We start from the raw sequence: 19,860 nt of genomic DNA, 5'->3' as shown, positions 1-19,860 counted from the left end.
GGTTGCGATCGTTGCTGGTAGTGGACTTGGTTTGTTCAATGCGAGCCCGAATATTCTCGGTGGCGCGGCCGTCCTGGGGCAGAGTTCTCTTGGGCAGGCCGGGGGCCGGTGTTATGTGAATGTTGCGACCGGCAACCTTGTGCTGCAGGCCGGCGATGAGCATCTCTCGGGACGCGGCCTTGGTTTGTCGCATTTGCGGACCTACAACTCTTTGGGTGCGCAGAGCGATGGTGACGGGGATGGCTGGCGCTGGGACGGCGAGCGAACTGTCGTGCTGGCGGGGACGAACGGAGCCGCGGGCAGTACGGTGACCCGGACTGATGGCGACGGTCACGAGACGGTGTACAGCTGGAATGGTTCGCGGTACGCCAGTACCGAAGGTGGCGGTGCGCACGACGGACTCGTTCACGAGCAGAGTTCCCAGCAATGGGTCTGGACCGATGGGTCGAGCCGGCTGGAGGAGAGGTACGCGGTTGCTACGGGCAAGCTGGCGAGTCAGCAGGACCTCAGTGGTAACAAGACGACCTTCCAATATGAGTCAGGCCGACTGACAGGCGTCACTGATCTGGCCACCGGCCAGAAGTTGGTGCTGGTGTACGAAACTCTTCCTGGGAATGCCAATCTGACCCGGCTGAAGCGGGTCGACACGATCGCTCTGACCGTTGATGCCTCCGGTCGTGCCACCAATGTGCCTGGGACCGCGGTCAAGCAGGTCGACTATGCCTACGACACAGCTACCGGCCGGCTGCTGTCGGTGCGTACCGAGTTGACTCCGACGGAGACGTCGGACAACAAGTTCTACATCACCGACTATGCCTATGAGATCGGCAGCAACCGCGTCGTCAGTATCACCCAAAGTGATGGCTCGGTCGCAACCTTCGCCTACGAGTCGGGCAAGGTCAAGACGGTGGTGGACGCGAATGGCACACAAACGTTCACATATAGACCACCGGCTAACGGCAGACTGGAGACCGACATCAGCTTCGATGTCGGTGGGTCTGCCCAGGTGTGGACGTATGTCTGCGACGGTTCACAGCGGCTGCTTGAGATCAAGTCTCCGCCGCCAGTCGCGGGTGCGGCGAGGCTATCGACTCAGTTTGAGTATCACCCCGACGACAGCGTGAAGCGGGTCATCGATGCTAAAGGCAACGGGACCGCGTATGAGTACGACGTCCAGGGAAACCGGCGGCTCGAACGCGACCCGTTCGGCAACACGATCATCCGGACCTTCGACCAGCGCAATCAGGTCGTCACCGAGACCCGCTTCGGGATCCCTGACCCGGACGGCGGTGACCAGCAGACTGCCGGCAATCCGGTGACGACCCGCTTCGCCTACGACAGCCAGGCACGTCTGCGGTTCACGGTCAGTGCGGAGGGGGCAGTCAGCGAGAACCGTTACGGCACGACCGCACCGGCCGTTGGTCTGCTCACCCAGACGGTGCGATACACCGGCGCTAGGTTCACCGTTGGTGGCATGACGCCGCCGGAGGAGCTGACCGAGGCGGTATTGGCGGCTTGGGCCAGCGGTCAGGATAAGTCGCAGGTCGAGTTGACCGACTTCGCTTACGACCTGCGCGGCAATCTGAGCAAGCAGACCGCCTTCGCCAAGACCACCGCCGCTGGTGTCGGCGTGCTCGATGCGGCCGCTGAGGTTACCGAGTACATCTATGACGCGCATGGTGATTTGCTGGAGACCGTCGTCGGGCGCGGGGCCGGCCGCACTAGGCGGACGATCGTGTCCAGCGTTGTACGCGATGGTCTTGGCCGGGTGACCCAGGCCACCAACGCTGGTGGAAACAGCAGCACGGCGTACGACGATGCCAACAGCAAGATCCAGTTGACTACGGCAGCTGGCCTGGTGGATTCCCGCCGCTTCGACAACCGCGGCCGGTTGGTCGAGGTGACGCAGAGCGGCAGTGGTGCAAGTCGCACGGACAAGAACGTGTACGACGAGGCCGGGCGGCTGCGGATGGCCGAGGACCCGCAAGGCGGGCGGGAGTTCATCTTCTACGATGCGGCTGATCGGGCTAGGTTCACGGTTGACGTGACGGGCGCGGTCACCGGTCTGGAGTACGACGCCAACGGACGAGTCATAGTGCAGACGCAGTACCGCAACGTGGCGAATACCAGCACCTGGTACGACGCCGGCACCAATACCGTCACCAAGAACTCCCTGACTCTCGGTACCACGAACGTGGATGTGGTGGTCGATACCGTCCATGATCGCGTCACCCGCTACGCCTACGACTCCTCGAACCGACGCACGACGGTGACCGACGCCGTCGGCACGGTCTCGACCACCGGCTATGACGGCAGGTCGCTGGTCACGCAGCAGCAGACCGGTGGCCGCGTGTCACGGTTCTTCTATGACCGCGACGACCGCCAGGTCGGTGTCGTCGACCCCCTGGGTTACCTGACTGAGTACAAGTACGGTGCCGCCGGTCGACTCTCCGAAACCATCCGGTACAACAAGCGCAGCCCAGCCGCCGCCAACGTCGCTGACCCGGTTTGGGGCGGAGCGACGAGTCTGACCGCGGTCGGCGGTCGACTGTTTGAATACCTCCTGCCCGCGTTCGACCCGGATGGCGACGATCTGGTCTACAGCAAGATCGGTACCTGGCCAGGCTGGCTGACACTCGATACCACTACTGGTTCCGCCATCTTGAAGGGCACCGTGCCGACCACGCTCACGTCGTATAGCGTGATCGTGAAGGCCGACGATCAGCGCACCAGGACGGCCAATAGAACCGTCACCATCACCGTGGTCAACACCCCGCCGACGTGGACGACGCTTCCGAACAGCACTGCGCCGAGGGGTAAGGCGGGTTACAGCCTGATCCTGCCGGCGGCGACGGACATCGAGCCCCCTGCCGGACAGTTGGTGTACTCGTTGCGCTCGCCGCTGCCTGCGGGGCTGGCCTTCTCGGCTGCCGATCGCAGGATCAGCGGCACACCCACGGCCGCCGGGGTCTCCACGTTGACCGCCCGGGTCACCGACCAGCAGGGCCTGTTCGCCGAGCAGAGTTTCACCGTGACGGTGACCAACAACGGGCCGACCTGGACGGCAGTGCCGACACAACCGGCCGAGTTCCAGGTACCGTTCAAGCGACCCGACGGCTCGCCCGTGACGGTGCCGCCGGCAACGGATCCGGACGAGCAGCCGCTGACCTACAGCGTCGTGTCCAAGCCAGCGTGGATGCAGTTCGATCCGAATACCCGCGTGCTGAGCGGTACGCCGACTGCGGTGCGCCTCGACTCGGTCGAGCTTCGGGCCGAGGACAGCCTCGGCCGGACCGTGACGGTCGCGTTCAGCGTGGACGTCAAGTTTCCTGTGATCGGGATCTCCGGGAACAACCGTCCGCCCACCTCGGCGAAGGCGGTGCCGATCGTGATGACCGCGGGTTCTCTGCTGAGCTATGCGCTGCCGCCCGCGGTGGATCCGGAGGGCACACGGCTGACCTACAGCGCGGTGAGCGGCCTGCCGGAGGGACTGTCGGTGAACTCGGCGACCGGGGTCATCACGGGCACGACGGCTGCGGTCGGACGGCATCAAGTGGTAATTCGGACCACCGATTCAGGCGGGCAGTCGTCGGACAGAGCCGTCCCGCTCGAGGTGAAGAAGGCAGCGCCACGATCCGTTGCGCCGCTGGCTTCGGAGCCGGTCGAGGATGTGCTTGCCGCATGGCGACCAACGGATGCCAGCGGGCTGCGCAGCTACCTGTACTACGACGGCCAAGGTGCGGTTGTCGGCTCGGTCGACGAGCGCGGCTTCCTGACCGAAACGGTGTACAACGCCGAGACCAACACGCAGCAGGACCTGCGTTATCGGAACGCTGTCACCGTGTTGCCCACTGACACCTTGGCGAGCCTGAAGGCCAAGGCGGGCAGCGGGAAAGTCACTACTACAGTCGAGTTCGACGACCTGGGCCGAGTGAGTCGGCTCATTGCCACCGACGGCACGGTGACACGCAACGAGTACGACAACGCGGGCCGGTTGGTCCGCGAGGTGCTTGCTGTCGGCGCGGGCGAGCAGCGTGCCGGGCGAACCCGGCTCAACGCGTTCGGTGAGGCAACCGGAGCCCTAGGTGGTGAGGGTGACGCGACCCTGCCGGTCGATCCCACCCAGCCGGTGATCGATGCGGCGATCGCGAGCCGTGGCGCGCGGTACGAGTACGACAAGCGCGGACGTCGGGCGAAGGCCATCAATCCGACCAACGACGCGACGCTGTCCTTCTACGACGGCGAGGATCGGCTGACCCACACCATCAACGCCGAGCGCGAGGTGGCCGAGACCAACTACGACGCCAACGGACAGGTCTCCTCCGTACGCCGGTATGCCACCCGGATCACGGCGCAGAACATGGCCATCCTGACCGGAGGCCCGGCTGCTCAACTGGCTGGCAAGCTGCCTGCCATCGACACCGTCGAGGATCAACTCACAACGTATGAGTACGACCGGCGCGGGCTGCTGACCAAGTTGACCGATGCCGAAGGCTTCATCACCAACCGGACCTACAACCAGTTCGGGCAACTGGAGACCGAAACCCGCACGATTAGCACAGGACTCGGCGGCACCAGGTCGGTCACGACCCGGTTCGACTACGACCTGCGCGGTGAGCTGTTGTCGCAGACCGCCGATGTCGGCGGGATCAGTCTCAATCAGCGCACGTCGTACGACGGTCAAGGTCGGCCGGTCCGATCAGTCAACGGCACCGGCCATGCCGCGAGCACTGCCTATCTCGACGGCGGACGAACGATCGAGGTAACGGACCCATTGGGCCGTAGGACGCGGTTGGAGCATGACTCGCTTGGCCGGATCCTCCGGCGGACGGATCCCTCTCAGCAACTGACCCGCTACGACTATGACGACTCGACACAGGCCGAGTCGGCGACCTCGCCTGAGAACGTGCGGGTCACCACTCGTAAGAATCGGCATGGTGAGGTCGCTGAGGTCGAAGACGGCGTTGGCGGTACGACGAAGTACCAGTACAACAAGGACGGGCAGCTGCTGAAGGTCATCGACGCGACCGGCGCGACGATCCGTGAGAACACCTATGACGCCAGTGGCCGGCTGGAAGCCAGCAAGGATGGCCGCGGGATGCTGGTGCGGCTCTCCTACGACGCCGCGGATCGGGTCCGGGAGCGGAAGGTCGAGTCCGAGAGCAACGTGACGACTGCCTATCTGTTCAATGCCTTGGGGCAGACCGCAACGGTGACTGAGGGCAAGGGCACCAGCGCGGAATTGATCACCAGTTACGACTATGACCGCAATGGTCGGTTGCTGGAGGTCGTGGTCGACCCGGGTGGGTTGAAGCTGTCGACCAAGTACAGCTATGACGGATTCGCTGCCGTGACTATCCAGCACGGTACGGTGGATAGCCCGGCGCAGCAGGTGATGACATACGAGTTTGACAACCTGGGACGTAAGACGAAGCAGATCGATGCGCCCAGTACGGTGCTGGGTACGGGTGCGCCCGGCACCAGGGATCTGACCACGCAGTATCGCTACGACGCTGCGGGCCGGCTCAGTCGGGTAATAGGCGTCGACGGCAATAGCGCCTGGACCGTGTACGACGCGGCCGGGCAGGTAACGCACGCGATCAACGCTGAGGGCGAGGTCAGCCAGAACACCTATGACTTGAATGGGCGGCTGATCAAGACTCGTCGCTATCTGAACCGGCTGGGCGCGGCGACCTTGGCCGGTCTGGGTGATATCGCGGGCCCGATGGTGCCGGCAGCGAACGCGAACGATCAGCGCAGCATCTTGGCGTACGACAAGGACGGCCGGTTGCGGTTCACCGTGACCGCAGTCACCGACACCGGGTGGGCGATCGGCGAGAACCGTTTCGATGCCAACAGCAACGTCATCGAGACGCGCCGTTACGACCAACTCTTGCCTGAGGACCGCATTGCTGCGCTCGACACTACTGCTTCGCCGGGCCTGTCCGTGGCCGAGGTCAATGCCGAGCTGACAGCTCTGGGGTACGGAGGAGAGGAGACGCTGACCCTGATCCAGCGCACCAGGTTTGCCTATCACGCGAACAACCGGTTGCGGTTCACCGTTGATGCTCTGGGGGCGGTTAGCGAGAACGTGTACGACCCGATGGGTGCCCTGGTGGCCACCGTGCAGTTTGCGGCCAAGCCGACTCTCACGACGTACACCCAGAACGCGATCAGTGCCGCGGTGGATCGCCTGAATCCCGGCAACCGGGTCACACGCTTCGCCTACGACACCCAGGGGCGATTGAGGTTCACGCTGCGCGTCGCGGCCAGCGACGGCCAGGGCAAGGCGACCCAGCATCTGGTGAGCGAGCAGGCCTATGACGCACTCGGCCGGCCGACCCAAACTACGCAGTACTTGACGCCGGTCGGTGCGCTAACCGATTACAAGCCCTCGACTATTGCGACCGCGATCACACCGAACGCTGAGGACCGTCGTCAGGTTTCGGTGTATGACATCGTCGGCCGGCAGGCCTACTCTGTGCGAGTCCTCACCGCAGGGCCGCAGGGCAAGCACCAAGTGACCAGGACCGAGTACGACGCCCTCGGTCGAGTCACGCAACGCACGGCGTACGCGCTCGAGATGGAACTGTCCGGCTTCTCCAAAGCCACGCTCGACGCCGCAGTCGCTGCTAACAAGACCAACAAGGACCGGACGACCACCTTTGTTTATGACCTTCTGGGACGGCAGCGTTTCGTAGTCGGCGCCGACGGCTCCCTCAGCGAGACGGCCTACGACATGCTCGGACGGGCTGACGAGAAACGCCGCTATTTCCTCAGGCTTGATGCTTCGACCCCCCGCACGGAGGCTGCGCTGGTCGAGCGTCGCGGCAGCCGCGCGCTGGGCGACGGAGCCACCCGCGGTGAGCGGTACACCTACGACAAGGTCGGGCGACTCCTGACCAGCACCGACGCCAAAGGTCTCACCGAGACCAACGCCTACAACGGACTGGGCGACCGGACCAATCACACCGACAAGAACGGTGCGGTCTGTACCTACGCCTATGACCGGCTCGGCCGGGTGTTCCGCAAGATCAACCCAGCGGCCGAGGTCTTCGCCCAACTGCCCGACCAGAGGCCGTCGATCCAAATCGTCGCTTTGGAGGACGTGACCTACCACGACGCGTTCGGCAACCTGTGCAAGACCGTAGAACGGGCGAACACCGTCGATGCTCGCACTACCGACTTCGGCTACGACACTCTCGGCCGGCTCACGAGCACGGCATTGCCTGGCTACTTCGCTGACCCAGCGGCTGCCGGCGCTGACCCGTTGTCGGTCGGCAAAGTGCACAAAGACGAAGCGGCCGGCCGCTTCCGGCGGACTGTTGAGCTCGGGTACGACGTGTTCGGCAGCGTGGTCCGGACCCAGACCCGCACTGGCCTGGCAACGAACCAGTTCGAGTACAAGACCTACGACCGGCTCGGCCGGGTCAAGCACGACGTGGACGCTTTGAACCACGTGGTCGCGTTCGCTTACACCACCTTCGACGAACAAGGGGACGTCACCCGGCACGGCGTGACCATCACCGGTACGCCGCCCAACGGCAGCCATTGGACTGAGGCCGAGATCGCGGGAAAGCTCGGCACTGACCCGAAAGCTCGCGTCATCACCACCAAGTACGACAACGCAGGCCGCAAGAGGGAGGTCAAGCTGCCGCCGGCGAGCTATTACCACAGCGACCGCCTGCAGCGGAAGAACGCTCCCCAGCCGCCGCTGGTCACAGACCGGGCGACAACGAGGTACTTCTACAACGCCTTCGACCAGGTGCGCCACGAAGCCGTCAAGCTGGATGCCACCAGCTGGCAGGACACGTGGCGCTACTTCGATGCGATGGGACGTGAAGTCCGCACGGTCGACACCCTCAAGCATCACACGACCAAGGGCTACGACCCGCTGGGCAACCTGGACCGGGTCGTGGAGTATAAGGAGCCCGGCCAGCAGGGCAGCGATAGCACCAACGAGCCGGGGGCGAACGACAGCGATAGTGATCGCATCACTGCCTTCTCCTACAACGTACTCGATCAGCAGACCAGCGTCCGGCGGCTGGGTGCGCGCTACAGCGAGTTCGACAACGACAGGTACGTGGAGGTGAACAACGCGCGCGACGTCGTGTCCACCCTGCAGAGCTTCACCTACGACGGGCTCGGCAGGGTCCTGACGCAGACGGACGGAACGGGTGCCGTGACCCGTCTCCGTTACAACTCTCTGGGGCAGGTCGATCAGATCACCGAGCCGCCTCGCCTGACGGCGGCGTCGGGTGCGGTCGATCCGTTCCGCAACCCGGTGACCGCGACACCTGTGACCGTCTTGACGCTGGATGGCTTCGGCAATGTTCGCACGCAGATGCGGACCAACGGCGGTGGCGCCGGCGAGCACCTGTTCCTGCAGCCTGCCTACGACCACGCGGGCAACCTCACCACAACGACCGACCCCAAGGGCAACGTCAGCCATCAGCAGGTCGACTATGCGGGCCGCGTCGTCAAGGAAGTCCAGCCGGTGAGCGTCGCGCAGGGCGACCAGTTCACATACTCGCACAACCTGGAACGGCGCTACGTCTACGATGCGGCAGGTCGCCAGACGCACACGCTGGACGTCTTCCTTGAGGGCACGCAGGCCAAGCAGAGCGGCGTGTGCACCCTGTTCAACGCCTTCGGTGAGGTGACCGAGGAGCGTAAGGTCTGGGGCCTGGCTGCGCAGACGCCGGCCGATCTCAGCAAGGCGGCCGTTGCCCTGTACAGCTACGACAATGCCGGCCACGTGTTCGACAAGACCTCCTCTGATGGCAAGACCCGGTTCCGCTACAACCTTGCAGGCCAGGTCACTCGGCAGGAACAGCTCGGCAAGAATCCGGACAGCAACGAGACCGCCACCCGGCTCACCGAAACGGGGTACGACGAACTCGGCTGCGGGGTCATCCGGCGGCTCCCGACCTTCAGCGCACTCGTGGACAACGCACCGACTCGGGTCACGCCACTCGTGATGCAGGACGACCATGACCGATGGGGCAATGTCGAGAGCCGGGTCGAGGGGAGGTTCGTTCGCAACGACAACGGTCTCGTGCTCGGTCAGTCCTCGACGACGAGGTACGAATACAACGCTGACAACAGGCCCACGATCCAGCGGCTGCCACCGACGACGGTCACGAACCTGGGCGGTTCTATCCACACTGCGGACCTTCGTCATGAACTGCGCTACGACCTGATCGGCCGCCTTGTTGAGGAGGTCGATATCTCTAGCCTGCCCGCGACGCCCCAGGTCTTTGTTGTCCAGCGACGCCGAAGCAGGAGGTACGACTCGGCCGGCCAGATGATGTCGGAAACGGACGGTACCCTCATCACCACCCGGTACGCGTACGATGCCCACGGCAACAGGGTCGGGGTCCAGAATGCGCTGGGGATCGTCCAAGTCGATCTCTTCGACAAAAACGGGAACGTCGCGGGTCACGGAGTTCTGCGTCAGGCTGGCAACGTTGTTTACAACGGCGGACTTGGTCAGACGCCGATCGTGCGTGCGTTCAATGCCTACCAGTACGACCAAGCGAACCGTCGCATCGGTAGCGGCGAGAGGCTGCAGGAGGACGGTACTGGTCCGTTCGTGCAATCGTTCACCAAGCTCGACGAGCGAGGCTTCGCCCGGATCAACAGTCATGCCGGCAGAGTCACGACCTGTGAGTACGACATTGTCGGCAACAAGACCCGCGAGAACGACGCCAACGACCAGGCCCGGACCTGGGTCTACGACGCTGATCCTGACCCGGCCGATCCGACTCAAGCGGTCCAGCACATCTTCCGGTTCGGGCGCCTGCTGAGCAGCACCGTCGGTGGCAACCGCACGACCGGGTACGAATACGACGACTTCGGCGAGGTCAAGAGGGAGAACTACCCGGTAGCCGCCTTCACCAATAGCTTCCGCAATCATGACTATCACGAGAACGGCCTGCTGAAGCGGGTCAACGAGGTCATGGCGAAGGGCACTCCCGGAGCAGGCGGCGAAGACGACTACGTGGCCACCAACGAAGAGACTCTCTATGACTACACGGCGCTGGGACAACTGGCCAAGGAGAAGTTCACTCGGACTGGTGAGCACGACGTCAAGAGATTTGTGAACCTCGAACTCCTCTGGGTGTACGAGGTTCAACCGCTGTCCCCGATCGGCCGCACCACCATCACGAGCTACGACGCGCTCGGCCGGATCAGCACTCTGTCCAGCACGCCCGCGAACGACCCTGTGACCGCGAACAAGCGTAGCTCGGTCGCTCTGACCTACGGCTACGACGAACTCGGCAACCGGCGGAAGGTGAGCGCGACTTTCACTCCCCCGGGATCCACTGCCCCCGAACAGTCCCGCGACCGATGGCACGTCTACGACGCCGAGGGCCGGATGAAGGTCGTCGAGGGGGGCATCACCGGCGCCATCAACCGTTCCACCGGGACCAAGATCACCTACGACCAGGTCGGCCGTCGCCTGACCGCGGAGAAGTTCCTTAGCACTGGGGGTGGACAGACGCCCTCTGGACGGACCATCGGATGGATCAATTACCGCGAAGAGCGTTACGACTACGACGACCGGAACTTCCTGATCGGCGTCTCGCAACGCATCAACAAGCGTGAGTACTCGGCCACCGGGACTGTTCCCCCAGATCTCCCAGCCAACGGGTCGAGCCCGTGGAAGAACTCCGAGATCCGACACGTCGCCGGCAGCGGTGTGATCGTACAGACAGACGTCTACGCGGCAATCCAGTCGAACGGCCCCCAGGCGGTCGACGTGACGAACCCGCAGCTCGATACGGTGATCGGGAGGTTCTATCTGCCGAGCGGCGAGCTCATCCGGCAGATCACGACCAACCACACCGGCCACGCGCCGAACTCGACATCGGACCACTACGCATACGATCCCGCCGGCATCCTCCGGTCGTACTCCTACCGCCAGGATGCCGTGCCGGGCAACAGCCAGAAGCCAGCCTTCACCAACACGTACAGCTACGAGTACTTCATGGAGTTCGGCGGCTACAAGGAAAAGAAGATCACCGTCTCCTCGAGCATGCCGGACCTGAGGACAGGGGAAACGACCTTCAAGTACGACGGGGGTGGCCGCCTGCGGGGCCAGTCGATCACCTTGGGCGGCGGGGTCACGAGGCGTCGCAGTTTCACATACGACATCGACGACCACGTGCTGACCAATGACGAGGCCACCGTCAACCCGAACGGCGATGACAGGTCCGGAAAACAAGACTTCAGCTACGCACGGGGCCGTCTGGTCTCAGTCGTCGGCAGCGAAACGATCAACAGCGGGCCACCCGCGTTGAAAATCGCAGAATTCACCAATGTCTTCACGCCGATCAGCGCTTCCTACCCCGCACCAACCGTCGCCGGCCACGTCGCCAGCGCCGGCGATACCCTCGCCGGGATCGCACAGCTCTACTTCGGCGACAGCTCCCTATGGCACCTCATCGCCGAGGCAAACAGCATCGCCAACGGCCCCACCGAGCCGCTGCCCGACACCGAGCTCGGCAAGACGTACCGCATCCCGAACGTCGTCGGCAACATTCACAACAACGCCAACACCTTCAGGCCTTACAACGTCGGCAACATCATCGGCGACTCCACCCCATATCCGCGACGCCCACTTCCGCCGAAGCCCAGTTACCTATTCCTCAAGCAGTTCGTGGTCTACGCCGTCAAGACCCTCGTTGCCGCGCTGGTAACAGCCGCAATCATTTACGTTGGGGGCCCAGGCGGCGCCGTGGCCGCAATCGCCGGCGGAGTCGGCCAAGCGTCCGGCGAGATGGCAGGGCAAGTTGTCGCCAACTGGTTGGGACTACAGGATGGCTACGACTACAGAGCCGTCGCGGCCGCGGGCATCACAGGAGCCATCACCGGCGGGGCCGGCTACCTGGCTCCGGGCAAAGGACTCAGCGACCGGGTCGCCCGGGCAAGTTCCAGGTGGATGGGTGCGTTCGCTGGCGATCTAGTCGCAGGCAGGAAGCGCCAGCCAGCCGATGACGCGTTCGATTTGGGATTCGGGATAGCCAGTGCCATTTGGCAGCCATACCTAACATCGGGCGACGGCTATTTCCAATGGGACGGCGCCGTGAACCCGATGCTCCGCAGTGCCCTCAATCCCGCCAACGGTTGGCTCTTCCACGACGAATCACGCGACTGGTCAACCATCGTCCGGCAAGCACTAAACGCACCCGGAAAAGTAGCGATCGGCGCCGGTATCGCCTGGTCACGTGACCAACTGGAGCAGGCAGTCAAGAAGTACCGGCTGGAGCAGGCCTCGAAGAAGGTCGCCGAAGCCCATCGCGTAACGGCGAGCCAGGTGAAACTGTTGCCTGAGACGGGCGAAGTCGGTGTCTATGTTCCACGTCTCGACATGGTCGTCTACACCGATAGCGCTGGCCGCGAATTTGCTTACTGGAATGGCCAGAGACTTCCGCTATTCTTCGCATTGAAGGCCCGAGCATCCGAAGGGCATGTGGTCGTCCACATGGACCTCCTGACAGATGACAACAGTTCGCGCGGCACAAGAAACCCACAACAAAGCGGCAATCAACCGCCAGAGACGAAACCCCTAGCATACGAACCGCGTCCTCCGGCGGACGCTCCGCACCCCGTATTCGACGGAATCAGCCTGCCCGATCTCCCAGTACTCGATGAGGCCTACCGTTCGGTGATAACGCAGGCCGGGTCGGCTGACTTGCCGGTGACGAATTTTGAGGTGCCTGCTAAGTCGATTTCGGAAATGCTGGAAAGCGCGGAGCGACAGATTGCGAGCGGCTCGGCTGGAGCGAGTATGATGCCTACCTCGGCTGTCCAACTTCGCTACGAAGATGGCGCGTACCAGTTGCCGGAGCAATTCATTTTCGTGCACGGCAAGGCCCCCGTTGACGAAGTCGCGATCGGGATTAGAGGCAAAACCGTGGATATGGATTGGTATGGTGCGCACGATGCCAAGCTGAGACGAGAGTGGGACGACTGGGCGAAACGCAATCCTCAATTGGCTGAAGCCGCTCGCGCTCAATGGGGCTACGACCCTGAAGGTGCCGCAGAAGCGTGGAGTGAGTTCTCTCGAGCCGACCACAACAAGGCCTGGGACAGAAGGCGCGCCGAGGTCGACCGCAATCATCGCCTCATGGATGGTCATGCGCAGATTGGTAACGCAATCGGTCGGGTCATCATTGAAGTCGCCCCATTTGGGGACTACGCCGAAGATGCTGTAGACCTTATCGAGAGCCTGCGAGAAGGTGGTCCCATCGGAATCCTCTCCGATGGTGACGACCCCTTCGACATCCCCTTTGGCCGGCGGCGATCGCGGGGATCAAAGTCACACAAGGCCAAGGGTAAAGACAAGTCTGGACGGCGGCAGCATGATGAGGACGAAGATGAAGGAATTCCACGCAAGAACACGAAACAGAATATAGAGTTCGATCGCGCGATGACGGAGGTCGAGAAGCGAATTGGACGCAAGCTTACTGGCGACGAAAAGCGAAGAGTGCACGATTTCATTACCGGGCAACAGGTGCCGAGTAGGGACATCGTGGACCATGCTATGGCCTTGTTGGGTTTATGACAGTGAAGTCCGTCTCGCGGATGCTGCCCGTGCACGGACCTCCTCGTGGGGATCTCGGCGCCGTCGCCGCAGTACCGGCAGGCCATCTGTTCGGCGCCGAATTCACGCCCGCGAGGCTTTGTGCAGTTACGTCGGGGCGGAACGCTCTCGCTGCTGACGGCGATTGCCCCGGGCGGGCTGGTTCGCAGGGCCTCGGCATAGTCGCCTCGCAGGCCGTGTGACCTGGGCTTTTGTGCTCCGACATGCCGCGTCGCTTGTGTGACTGGTGTGGTCCTTGGGACTTGGATGCAGGTGTCTACTCCGAACCCAGCCAAGGACCACACCGTCGATGAGCCGCCCCGGCGAGTCCGGAGGCTTTGTTAGGTGTTAAGCGGCCTCGGCGAGGCCGGTTCGGTGAGTGTAGTGAGTCTGCTCTGCCTGGATCGGGGTGAGGTCTTGGATGGACTCGTGGGATCGTTCGGTGTTGAACCAGTGGACCCAGTCCAGGGTTGCTGTTTCGACGTCGTTGTGGCCTTGCCAGGGGCCGTCGGGCCAGATCAGTTCTGACTTGTACAGGCCCATGTGGGTCTCGGCCAGGGCGTTGTCGTAGGCGTCACCGACGGACCCGACCGAGGCGTCGATGCCTTCGGTGATCAGGCGCTGGGTGAACGTGATCGAGGTGTACTGGGAGCCGGCGTCGTTGTGGTGCACCAGCCCGGTCAGGTCGGTGATGCCTTCGGTTCGGCGGGTCCACAGCGCCATTTCGAGGGCGTCCAGGACGAGCGGTGTGGTCATCTCGGTGGCGGCTTTCCAGCCGATGATCCGGCGGGAGAACACGTCGACGATGAACGCGACGTAGACCGTGCCGGTCGCGGTGGCGACGTAGGTGATGTCCTATGCCGACCTTCGAACTATGCCGATGTCGCCTGCGACGTTGCAGGTCATCGGGCTTGCTGAGGTTCAGGAGGTCGGCATAGTCACGTAGTTGCGATCACGCTTCAGGCACGGAGTGTCTGGAGGTGATGTCCGTGACGAAGAGATCGCCGACGGCCCGGTCGTATCCGGTTCGGGTTCCGCGGGTTCCGGTGGGTCCCTTGGCGCCAACGGTGCTGGGCGAGTGCTCGGGATGGTTGGCCGCACAGGGGTACTCGCCGAGTTCAGCGGCCGGGATCGTGAACCTGCTGGAGCGGCTGAGCTTGTGGATGCGGGTAGTGGGCGCCGGTGTCGATGACATCGACCAGGACCTGCTCGCCGAGTTCGTCGCAGCAGAGCGCTCCCGAGATCTTCCCTGCGTCGCTGTGAAGCGTTGGGTGGGCACGATGCGCCGGTTCTTGGTGGCAGTTGGCTATCTGGGTACGGCCGGGATGGAACCGGGTCAGCTCACGCCGGCCCAGGCTGCGGCGGCGGACTGGCGTTCGTGGATGCGTGACCAGCGCGGTCTGACCGAGAAGACCATCGCGGCCAACTGTCACTACGCGGCTGGCCTCTTGGACGCGCTGACGGCGCCGGACGGATCGGTGGAGTGGTGCCACCTCGACGCGTCGATCGTCAACGCGTACGTCGCCGAGCGCAGACGCCCTTACGGCGTTGTTGCTCGTGCCCACATCGTGACTGCGGTCCGCTGCCTGCTCCGGTGGGCGCTGAGTACCGGACGCCTCGACCGGGACCTGACTGCCGGGATCCTCAAGCCTCCCGGGACGCGGCGATCTCTGCCGCGAGGGGTGGATGCCGGGCAGGTCGCTGCTTTGCTGGCCGTGTCCGATCCGGCCACGGCGATCGGGGCGCGTGACCGGGCGGTCGTCATGATCCTCGTGCGGCTGGGCCTGCGCGCTGGCGAGGCCGCTCGTCTGGGGCTCGATGACATCGACTGGGCGAGTGGACATGTGAGGGTCGCAGGCAAAGGCCGCGAGCATGTCCTGCCGCTACCGGTCGATGTGGGCCAGGCACTGGAAGCGTGGTTGCGGCTTCGACCGCCCGCCCTGGACCGGGCTGTGTTCGTGCGGATGAGAGCGCCCCGCCAGATGATGGCGCCTTCGGCGATCTCGGGGATCATCGCCCGGTTGTCGGATCGGGCGGGGACCGACCGGATCTACGCGCACCGGCTCAGGCACACCGCCGCGATGGCCGTCCTGGCCGCGGGTGGCACCTTGACCGAAGCCAAGGAGCTTCTGGGCCACACCTACACCGTCACCACGATGGCCTACGCGAAGGTCGACCTCGCATCGCTGCGCGAGCTGATCGTCCCGTTTGGGCAGGTGCCGCGATGACGACGCTGCGGGAACGACTGGACGAGTACCTGGTGATGCGCCGGTCCCTGGGGTTCCAGCTCAACGACCTCGAACGGCAGGTCGGCCTGTTCTGCGCCTGGCTCGAAGCTCGCGGCCAGACGCAGACCTTCACCATCGACGACGCCGTGACGTGGGCCCGGCTCAACCCTGATGCGCACCCGTCGTGGTGGGCGACACGGCTGTCGTTGGTGCGCCGCTTCGCCGCCTACCTCAATGCGAACGGTGTTGACGTCCCGGTCGTCCCCAATGGCCTGCTGCCGGCCAGGAAGCCCCGAGCTGTGCCGTTCATCTACAGCCAGGACGACGTCGATGCGTTGCTCGCCGCCTGCGACACCGAGTTCGCCGACGCGCGGGTCGCTGCGACGGTGCGCACCGTCATCGGCCTGCTCGCCGCGACGGGCCTGCGGATCAGCGAGGCGCTGAACCTGCGAGTCGACGACATCGACCAGGACAACGACGTGTTGGTGATCAAGGCCGCGAAGTCTGCCGAGCGTCTCGTTCCCATCCACCCGTCGACGACGACCGCTCTGCGGCAGTACGTCGCTCTGCCTGCCCGGACGGCCACACACCCCGACCCCCACGGCCCGCTCTTCGTGACCTGCAAGGGAACCGGATACGTCTACGTGTCCTTCCAGTCCCTGTTCAAACGAGTCCGGGAGGCTGCCGGGCTCACCCCGCGAGGCAGGGCACGACCCCGCCTGCACGATTATGCCGACCTCCCCGTTATGCCGACGTCGGCTCGGATCTGCTGCTCTGCTTGGAGAACTGTCTGTTGTAGGTCGGCATAACGCTGGTTCTCGACGATCGTGGTGTTTCTCATCGAGAAGGAGGAGCGTCATGGTCAGGGCGAGGAGCAGGGTCAGCGGGGTCGTGGTTTCGGGGCCGTTGGAGCCGTTCGTCGGCGCCTACCGTCTGGAGCTGGAGAGCCGCGGGTACACGCCGCGGTCGATGGTGCCTCTGTTGCGCCAGGTGGGGCGGTTGAGCCGGTGGCTTCGAGGCCAGGGATTGACCCCCGCGCAGTTGGACGAGCATGCGGTCGAGGCGTTCTTCGCCGTTCAGCGGGCGGGCGGGCGGTATCGGTCGCAGTGGTCCCGTCCGGGGCTGCGGTGCCTGCTGGACGTGCTCGGGGAGCTTGGCGTGGCCCGCCCCGCTGTCTCTTGCCCGGGGTCTGACATCGAGGTGCTGGTGGGCTGCTTCGAGCGGTACCTGCTCGACGAGCGCGGTCTGGCGATCGGCACCGTCGGCGGGTATGTGGCGCACGCCCGCCGGTTCGTTGGCGGGCTGTCAGGCCAGGAACTGCACGAGCTGGAGGCAAGCCAGGTCACGGCCGCGGTGCTTCGCGAGGTTGATCGCGGCGTTTCGGTCAGCGCGGCACAGAACTTCGTGGCTGGGCTTCGAGCCTTCCTGCGCTACTGCTTCCTGGACGGCCGGATCGGCACCGATCTGGCCGGCGCCGCGCTCGCGGTGACTGGCCGGCGCCGCTCGACGCTGCCCCAGGGGATCAGCCCGGGTCAGGCGCGGGCGTTGCTCGACTCGTGCGATCGGCGAACCGCGCTGGGGCGACGCGACTACGCGATCATCCTCAGCCTGCTGCGGCTGGGCCTGCGGCGCGGCGAGCTGGCCGCCGTGACGCTGGATGACCTGGACTGGCGGGCCGGTGAGATGGTGATCCACGGCAAGGGCGGCCGAACCGACCGGCTCCCGCTGCCGGCCGACGTCGGCGCCGCGATCGCCGGCTACCTCAGTCGTGGTCGGTCAGCCAGCTCGCGCCGGGAGCTGTTCCTGCGGGCCCGGGCGCCGTTCGGCCCGATCGAGTCCGGCACGGTGTCCTCCACGGTGCGCCGGGCATGCCGGCGGGCCGGTATCGCCTCGATGGGCGCGCACCGGCTGCGGCACACCATGGCGTGCCAGATGGTCGACGCCGGCGTCCCTCTGATCCAGATCGGCCAGGTGCTGCGGCATCAGAGCCTGCAGAGCACCGGGATCTACGCCCGGGTCGACGTCGAACGTCTTCGTGAGCTGGCCCCGCCGTGGCCCGGGGTGGTGCAGCGATGAGCGGCCTGGGCGCACAGCTCGGCGACTACCTGCGGCTGCGGCGCGCCCTGGGATACCGGCTGGAGCGTGAAGAGATATGGCTGCGCGAGCTCGTCGGGTATCTGGAGACCGCCGGATCGGACCACCTCACCAGCGAACTGGCGATCAGCTGGGCGCGGCTGCCCGCAACCGCACAACCGCGGTACTGGGCGCAGCGGTTGGGCTGCGCCCGCAAGTTCGCCGCCTACCTGCACAGTATCGACAGCTCCACCCAGATCCCGCCGACCGGGGTGTTCCCGACCCAGCGGTATCGCCCTATGCCGTATCTGTGGACCGCCGAGCAGATCGAGCTCGTACTGACTGCCGCCGGTCAGCTACGCCCACCCTTGCGCGGGCTGACCTACCAGACGCTGTTCGGCCTGCTCGCCGTCTCCGGGATGCGGCTGGGCGAGGCAGTCGGGCTGCACCGCGAAGACGTCGACCTCGACGATGCGGTCATCACGATCCGGCACGCAAAGTTCGACCGGCCTCGGATCGTTCCGCTCCATCCGACATCGTCGGCCGCGCTGCGCCGTTACGCCACCCAGCGCGATCGGCTATGCCCCCGGCGACATGCGGAAACGTTCTTGGTGTCCAGTCGCGGCAATCGCCTCAGCCGCAGCGAGGCAGACAAGACGCTGCGACAGATCACCACCACGCTGGGCATCCGCACCACGACCGTGCATCCGCGCGCACACGACCTCCGGCACAGTTTTGCTGTTCACACCCTGATCCGCTGGATGCGCGACGGCGTCAGCGTTGATGAGCACATCGGCGTGCTCGCCATCTATCTGGGGCATGTCAGCCCGGCCGGCACCTATTGGTACCTCACCGCCGTCCCGGAGTTGATGGAACTGGCCGCCGGACGGCTGCAATTGCCGGCGGGGGTGCGCTGATGGCCACGCTGGCGCCCGCACTGCAGGCGTACTTCACCGAACGGTTGATCAACCAACGGGCCGCAAGCCCGAACACGATCGCCGCCTACCGCACCACGTTCCGGCTCTTGCTGGCGTTCACCGTCCAACGAACCGGGACCGCCCCCAGCCGGCTCGACATCGACGCCCTGGACGCCACCTTGGTCAGCGCCTTCCTGGACCACCTGGAACGGGTGCGGGGCAACAGTGCCGCGACCCGCAACAACCGGCTCGCCGCGATCCACTCTCTGTTCGGCTACCTCGCCCTGCACTACCCCGAGCACGCCGAGTGCATCCAACGAGTGCTCACGATCCCGCCCAAACGCACCCAGCGGCACATCCTGACCTACCTCACCGACCTGGAGGCAGACGCCCTCCTCGCCGCCTGCGATCAGAGCACCTGGACGGGACGACGCGATCGCGCCATGCTCGCGCTCACCCTGCAGACCGGGCTACGGATCTCCGAAGTTGCTGGACTCACCCGCGCCGACGTCACCTTGACCACCGGCGCGCACGTGCACACGATCGGCAAAGGACGCAAGGAACGGCGCACCCCGCTGATCCCATCCACCAGGGCGGTGCTGAAAGCGTGGCTCGCAGAAGTCGGTGAGAACCCCGGCGCGCCCCTGTTCCCCAGCACCACCGGCAAGCACCTCAGCCGCGACGCGATCGAACACCGCCTCGCCCGACACCTCACCGCCGCAGCCCGCACATGCCCGTCGCTGCAGACCAAGTCAGTCACCATGCACACCCTGAGACACACCGCCGCGATGCGCCTCCTGCTCGCCGGCAACGACATCACCATCATCGCCCTCTGGCTCGGCCACGAGCAGGTATCCACCACCACGATCTACCTGCACGCGGACATGACCCACAAGCAGCAAGCCATCGACCGGGTCGCCCCGCTGACCGCCAAGCCCGGTCGATACCGACCCCCCGACGCCCTCATCGCCTTCCTCGAAAGCCTCTGATTATGCCGACCTACAACAGACAACTCTCCAAGCAGAGCAGCAGATCCGAGCCGACGTCGGCA

7 protein-coding genes and 1 pseudogene are annotated in these 19,860 nt (G+C 64.7%); 7 read left to right on the top strand and 1 reads right to left on the bottom strand.

The genetic code is table 11. The features are described 5' to 3' along the window. Positions 1–115: 115 nt before the first annotated feature. Together A3ES_RS0131545 and A3ES_RS54450 are read left to right on the top strand one after the other, a co-directional pair. On the top strand, positions 116–13,573 hold the full coding sequence (locus tag A3ES_RS0131545) for a putative Ig domain-containing protein (RefSeq protein ID WP_237745110.1): 13,458 nt from the start codon (positions 116–118) through the stop codon (positions 13,571–13,573). Beyond that, positions 13,570–13,794, top strand: a complete 225-nt coding sequence (locus A3ES_RS54450; protein WP_157630850.1) for a hypothetical protein — start codon at positions 13,570–13,572, stop codon at positions 13,792–13,794. The genes A3ES_RS0131545 and A3ES_RS54450 overlap by 4 nt, the downstream gene beginning before the upstream one ends. Before the next feature lie 145 nt (positions 13,795–13,939). On the opposite strand, the pseudogene A3ES_RS49080 reads toward A3ES_RS54450, so the two are convergent. Next, positions 13,940–14,446, bottom strand: a pseudogene (locus tag A3ES_RS49080) (DDE-type integrase/transposase/recombinase); the annotation flags it as partial. Positions 14,447–14,574: 128 nt separating this feature from the next. On the opposite strand from A3ES_RS49080, the gene A3ES_RS0131535 reads away from it, so the two are divergent. The 5 genes from A3ES_RS0131535 to A3ES_RS0131515 are packed head-to-tail and all read left to right on the top strand — an operon-like array spanning position 14,575 to position 19,798. Further along, positions 14,575–15,819 carry a tyrosine-type recombinase/integrase gene (locus tag A3ES_RS0131535; RefSeq protein WP_020390842.1) on the top strand — a complete coding sequence of 415 codons (1,245 nt, stop codon included), beginning with the start codon at positions 14,575–14,577 and terminating at the stop codon, positions 15,817–15,819. Beyond that, positions 15,816–16,628, top strand: a complete 813-nt coding sequence (locus tag A3ES_RS0131530; protein ID WP_020390841.1) for a tyrosine-type recombinase/integrase — start codon at positions 15,816–15,818, stop codon at positions 16,626–16,628. The genes A3ES_RS0131535 and A3ES_RS0131530 overlap by 4 nt, the downstream gene beginning before the upstream one ends. 49 nt (positions 16,629–16,677) lie before the next feature. Continuing rightward, a complete protein-coding gene (locus A3ES_RS0131525; protein WP_063746016.1) occupies positions 16,678–17,895 on the top strand; it encodes a tyrosine-type recombinase/integrase in 1,218 nt (405 codons plus the stop codon). Next, on the top strand, positions 17,892–18,809 hold the full coding sequence (locus A3ES_RS0131520) for a tyrosine-type recombinase/integrase (protein WP_040456022.1): 918 nt from the start codon (positions 17,892–17,894) through the stop codon (positions 18,807–18,809). The genes A3ES_RS0131525 and A3ES_RS0131520 overlap by 4 nt, the downstream gene beginning before the upstream one ends. Further along, positions 18,809–19,798 carry a tyrosine-type recombinase/integrase gene (locus A3ES_RS0131515; protein ID WP_020390838.1) on the top strand — a complete coding sequence of 330 codons (990 nt, stop codon included), beginning with the start codon at positions 18,809–18,811 and terminating at the stop codon, positions 19,796–19,798. Before A3ES_RS0131520 ends, A3ES_RS0131515 begins: the two co-directional genes overlap by 1 nt. Positions 19,799–19,860 lie beyond the last annotated feature (62 nt).

Origin of the sequence: Kribbella catacumbae DSM 19601 (genome assembly GCF_000372465.1) — a bacterium.
Taxonomy (GTDB): Bacteria; Actinomycetota; Actinomycetes; order Propionibacteriales; family Kribbellaceae; genus Kribbella; species Kribbella catacumbae.
The sequence above is the reverse complement of the archived record's forward strand: the minus strand, read 5'-3'. Positions and strand labels throughout refer to the sequence as shown.